Source organism: Streptomyces kurssanovii (genome assembly GCF_040677245.1).
Taxonomy (GTDB): domain Bacteria; phylum Actinomycetota; class Actinomycetes; order Streptomycetales; family Streptomycetaceae; genus Streptomyces; species Streptomyces kurssanovii.
The window spans coordinates 14,898-19,431 of sequence record NZ_JBFAQK010000046.1; the positions used below are offsets into that span (position 1 = coordinate 14,898).

General features: G+C 73.6%; 5 protein-coding genes. All 5 read right to left on the reverse strand.

Features of this window, described 5'->3' with window-relative positions; translation table 11 throughout:
• Positions 1-202: 202 nt before the first annotated feature.
• Genes AB0K36_RS25760 through AB0K36_RS25780 form a run of 5 tightly spaced genes read right to left on the reverse strand, consistent with a single transcriptional unit; the run spans position 203 to position 4,517 of the window.
• On the reverse strand, positions 203-973 hold the full coding sequence (locus AB0K36_RS25760) for a polyketide synthase (protein ID WP_364598720.1): 771 nt from the start codon (positions 971-973) through the stop codon (positions 203-205).
• On the reverse strand, positions 970-1,722 hold the full coding sequence (locus tag AB0K36_RS25765) for an enoyl-CoA hydratase/isomerase family protein (protein ID WP_364598723.1): 753 nt from the start codon (positions 1,720-1,722) through the stop codon (positions 970-972). The genes AB0K36_RS25760 and AB0K36_RS25765 overlap by 4 nt, the downstream gene beginning before the upstream one ends.
• Positions 1,719-2,969, reverse strand: a complete 1,251-nt coding sequence (locus AB0K36_RS25770; RefSeq protein WP_364598726.1) for a hydroxymethylglutaryl-CoA synthase family protein — start codon at positions 2,967-2,969, stop codon at positions 1,719-1,721. The genes AB0K36_RS25765 and AB0K36_RS25770 overlap by 4 nt, the downstream gene beginning before the upstream one ends.
• Positions 2,970-3,000: 31 nt before the next feature.
• A complete protein-coding gene (locus tag AB0K36_RS25775) occupies positions 3,001-4,269 on the reverse strand; it encodes a beta-ketoacyl synthase N-terminal-like domain-containing protein (protein WP_364598729.1) in 1,269 nt (422 codons plus the stop codon).
• The gene (locus tag AB0K36_RS25780) at positions 4,266-4,517 is read right to left on the reverse strand and encodes an acyl carrier protein (protein WP_005321585.1); all 252 of its coding nucleotides are present in this window, start codon (positions 4,515-4,517) and stop codon (positions 4,266-4,268) included. The genes AB0K36_RS25775 and AB0K36_RS25780 overlap by 4 nt, the downstream gene beginning before the upstream one ends.
• Positions 4,518-4,534: the final 17 nt, after the last annotated feature.

Here is a 4,534-nt window from a genome sequence, read left to right on the forward strand (position 1 = left end):
CGCGGGCGCGGGACGCGACGGGGCCTCGCCCGCACCGGGCGCCGCAGGCGCAGGCGCGGCAGGCGCCGGGGTGGTGGTGGGGTGGAGGAGGGCGGTGGCGGACGCGGTGTCCAGGGTGCCGTTCTTGTATCGGGTCAGGATCTCTTTCGCGTCCATCGGTTCCCTCGGGTCCTCGCGTGGCAGGGGGCGGGCGGTCGTGCGGTCAGCGGCCGGTGTCGCCGTATGCGGCTTCGATGCGGTCGAGCACCTCGGGCAGCCGGAAGCTGGTGCGGTGCAGGTCGGCCTCGCGGGCTATCGCCTCGGTGGTGGCGGCCAGCAGCGGCGCGGCCAGTTCCTGTTTGAGGAGTTCGACCGAGGTGCGCGGCGGCCCGCACACCGACCGGGCCAGCTCCCGTGCGGTGCGGGGGACGTCGGCGTGGGGCACGACGCGGACGGGGGCGCCGCGTTCGCGGAGTTCGGCGCCGCGGTAGTTGCGGGCGGTGTAGAGCATCTCGGTGCCCAGTTCGCGGCCGAAGCGGGCCGGGAAGAGGTGGGTGGCGCCCATGCCGGGGGTGAATCCGTAGCGCATGAAGTTGCCCGCGTACAGGGAGCGTTCGCTGAAGACGGCGAAGTCGGCGTAGAGGGCGAGGACGAGGCCGCCGCCGATGGCGTGGCCCTGGAGGGAGGCGATCACCGGCAGGGGGCAGCGGGCGAAGACGCGGAAGAAGTCGTCGGTGTCGAAGGTGGCGTTGCCGCGGGCGAAGTTGGCCAGTTCGCGCTGGGTGCCGCCGGCGCAGAACAGTTCGGGGCGGCCTTCGATCAGGACGGCGCGGGTCTCGGGGTCGGCGGCGGCGCGTTCGACGCGGTCGACGAGTTGTGCGGTCAGGGCGGGCGAGAAGGTGTTGCGGCCCTCGGCGTCGTCGAGGGTGACGACGGCCACGGGTCCTTCCCTGCTCAGCCGTACGACGGGCGCGGCGGCGCTGGTCGTGGTCATGCGGCACGCTCCGGGGTGGTGACGCGGCCGAGGAGCCGGTGGACGTGGGGGTCGGTGAGGCGGGTGAGGAAGGTGTGTGCGGCGTCGGCGCCGAGGTGTTCGTCGCGGGGGAAGAGCCGTGTCCGCCAGGTCTTGAGCGCGCCGGTGGTGGACCGGTCGACGCGGCTGAGGTGGACCAGGGTGCGGCGCAGTGTGCCTTCGGCGTCGTCGGTGGCCTCGTCGGCCAGGCCGCAGGCGTGGGCGGCGGCCGCGTCCAGGTCCTCGGCGAGCAGGGTCGCGGTGAAGGCGCGCTGCTCGCCGGTGCGGCGGGCCACGAACGGCCATGCCATGGCGGGCACGAGGCCGACCAGGGCCTCGGTGAGCCGGAAGCGGGCGCGGGGGCCGGCGATGACCAGGTCGCAGGCGGCTGCCAGTCCCACGCCGCCGGCGTGGGCGTGGCCGTCGACGAGGGCGACGGTGACGACGGGGGTGGCGGTGAGACGTTCCAGCAGCCGCCAGTACGGGAGTTCGCCGGTGTCGCCGGGGGCGGGCAGGGTGTCGGGCACGCCGCCCGACAGGTCGGTCCCGGCGCAGAAGTCGTCGCCGCTCGCGGACAGGACCAGGACGCGGCAGCCGGTGTCGGCCTCCGCGGCGTCGAGGGCGGCGTGGAGGTTGTCCAGGAGCAGGGGGGTGATGGCGTTGCGGCGTTCGGGTGCGTCGAGGCGGGCGCGGATGACGCCGCGGGCGCGGGTGAGGGTGACGGCGGTCATCGGGTGCCTCCGTCGAGCCACACGTACTCGCGGTGGTAGTCGCGTACCGCGGCGAGCACGAGGCGGCGTCCGCCGGTGAAGCGTTCCTTGGTGATCTGCGGGAAGCGGTCGAGGTCGAAGGTGAAGTCCCGCATGCCGAACTTGAGTTCCGCGGTGGCGGTGAGCAGCGCGTCGTACTCGTCCATGCTCAGCTCGTAGCGGGCGTCGAGTGCTTCGCGGATGCCCATGGCGCGTACGGCGGCCTGGGACCGGGGGGTGATGGTGACGCTGTAGAACTCGGAGGCGCAGCCGGAGCCGTAGGAGAAGACACCGACGCGGTGTTCGCGGTCGATGACCGCGTTGTCGATGGTGGAGGCGAGGGCGAGGTGGACGGTGCCGGCGTAGATGTTGCCGACCTGCTGCGGGTACTGGATCGCCGGGCCGAGGCGGGTGGTGAAGTCGTCCTCGACGGCCTGGGGTGCCAGGCCTTTCTTCAGTTTCCGCAGGGCGGCCCGGTGGGCGCCCTTGACCATGCCGGGGAAGGGGGTGTGCATGGCGAGCAGGTCGAAGGTGTCGAGGAAGTCGGCGCCCTCGACCTTGCGGGCGTAGTCGGTGAAGGAGCCCTTGAGGCAGTCGATGTAGGTGAGCAGGGACAGGTCGGTGTCGCCGGCCTCGGCCTCGGGGTCGGGGCGGCAGGTGTCCATGACCTCGTAGGAGTGGAAGCCGTTGGCGCCGGGGTCGAAGGCGGCGACGACGGGACGGTCGCCGACGAGCATGGCCACCGCGCCGGCGCCCTGGCTGGGTTCGACATAGGTGTGCGGGACGGGGCGGGCCACGTCGCTGCTGATGACCAGGGCCTTGGTGCCTTCGAAGGGGCTGGCGGCGACGGTGGCGGCGGCCATCTGCAGGGCGGCGGTGCCGCTGTAGCAGGCCTGTTTGGTTTCGAACAGGCGGCAGCTGCGGGGCAGTCCGAGGTGGTCGTGGACGTAGGTGGCCAGTGACTTGCCGAAGTCGACGCCCGACTCGGTGCCGACGATGAGCAGTTCGATGGCGTCGCGTTCGCTGTCGGTGAGGGCGTCGATGATGGGTTTGGCGGCGTTGACGGCGAAGGACACGGCGTCCTCGCAGTGCAGTGCGACGCTCTTGCGGGCCATCATCAGGTTGCCGATCCGGCTGTCGTCGAGGCCGCGGGCCGCGAACAGGGTCGGCACGTCGATGTAGGTCTCACCGCAGTAGGCGTTGATGGCTTCGATGCCGACCTGCTTCATGTCTTCTCCGTAACTACAGGTTCTGGTTGTTTCAGGGCCGGGGGGCGGGGAGGCGGATCACCACGGAGGCGTTGATGCCGCCGAAGGCGAAGCTGTTGCTGAGCGCGGTGCGCAGCGGCAGGTGTTCGGCGGTGCGGCCGGCCAGCGGCACGGCGGTGTCGGGCTGTTCCAGGTTCACGTTGGGGTGGACGGTGCCCGCCCGCAGTTGCGCGACGGTGGCGGCGGCCTCGATCAGGCCGGCCGCCGACAGGCAGTGGCCGGTGAGCGGTTTGGTGGAGTTGACGCGCAGCGAGGCGCGGGGGCCGAACACCGCGGTGAGGGAGGCCGCTTCCGTGGTGTCGCCCAGGACGGAGCCGGTGCCGTGCGCGTTGACGTAGTCGATGTCGGCGGGCTCGAGGCCGGCGGTGGCCAGGGCCGCGCGCATCGCGGCGGCCTGGCCGTCGGCGTCGGGTTCGGTGCCGCGCCGGGCGTCCAGGCGCTGGCCGTGCCCGGTGATCTCGGCCAGGACCGGGGCGCCGCGGCGGCGGGCGGCGTGCGGGTGCTCCAGGACGAGCGCGGCGGCGCCCTCGCCGCGGACGAAGCCCTGGCGGGCGGCGTCGAAGGGCCGGCACATCCGGGCGGGTTCGTCACGGAAGTGCTCGTGGGCCATCGCGCCGGTGCGGCGCAGCGCCTCGGTCTCCACGGGGGACAGTTCGGCGGCCGGGGCGACGACCAGGACGCGTTCGGCCCAGCCGGCGGCGACGGTGCGGGCGGCCTGGATCAGGGCGAGGGTGCCGCTGGCCGACGCGCCGCCCAGCGCCCAGCCCTCGCCGCGGATGCCGGTGAGCTCGCTGACCGCGCCGACCGTGTCCACGTCGAGGTGGGTCAGCGCGTAGGAGGCGCGCAGCCGGCCGGGCGCCCGGTCGTGGCCCAGGACGGTTGCCGCCTGGTGGGCGAGGGCGAGGTTGCTGCCGGCGACGATCAGCGCGGTGCCGTCGGCGAGTTGCTCCCCGGTCAGCCGCGCGTCGCGCACGGCGCGCAGCGCGACGCAGGCGGCGGTGCGGGCGGGCAGCGCGGCCCGGCCGGCGACCTTGCGCAGCCGGGCCGCGGTGGCGTCCTCGCCCGGCAGGTGCCGCTCGGCCCAGGCGGCCAGGTCGAAGCCGTCGAGGGCGGCGACGGGCAGGGCGCCGGTGTCCTCGCCGCCGAGGGTCACCGCGCTGCGGCCGGCGAGCAGGGCGGCGGTGAAGCCGTCCATGTCCTCGGCGAGCGGGGTGAGGACCGCGGCGGCGGTGACGGCCACGGGGCCGGGCAGCGCGCTCACGCGTGGGTGCTCAGGTGCGAGCGGAAGACGGCGACCAGCGAGCGCAGGTCCTCGGCCCGGGTGAGGGCCGCGCCCGGCACGGTGATGCCGAGCTCGTCCTGGGCCGCGATCACCACGTCCATGCGGTCGATGGAGTTGGCGCCCAGGTCGCGCATGCTGTGGTCGAGGGTGATGTCGATGCCGGCCGTCTCGGGCAGTACGTCGACGATCTGGGCGCGGATGACGGCGAAGATCTCTTCCTCTGTCATGGTCTCGGTTCGTCCTC

Coding starts and splice junctions, on each gene's coding strand:
- AB0K36_RS25780 (WP_005321585.1), bottom strand. CDS start 4,517: ATGACAGAGGAAGAGATCTTCGCCGTCATCCGCGCCCAGATCGTCGAC.
- AB0K36_RS25765 (WP_364598723.1), bottom strand. CDS start 1,722: ATGACCGCCGTCACCCTCACCCGCGCCCGCGGCGTCATCCGCGCCCGC.
- AB0K36_RS25760 (WP_364598720.1), bottom strand. CDS start 973: ATGACCACGACCAGCGCCGCCGCGCCCGTCGTACGGCTGAGCAGGGAA.
- AB0K36_RS25770 (WP_364598726.1), bottom strand. CDS start 2,969: ATGAAGCAGGTCGGCATCGAAGCCATCAACGCCTACTGCGGTGAGACC.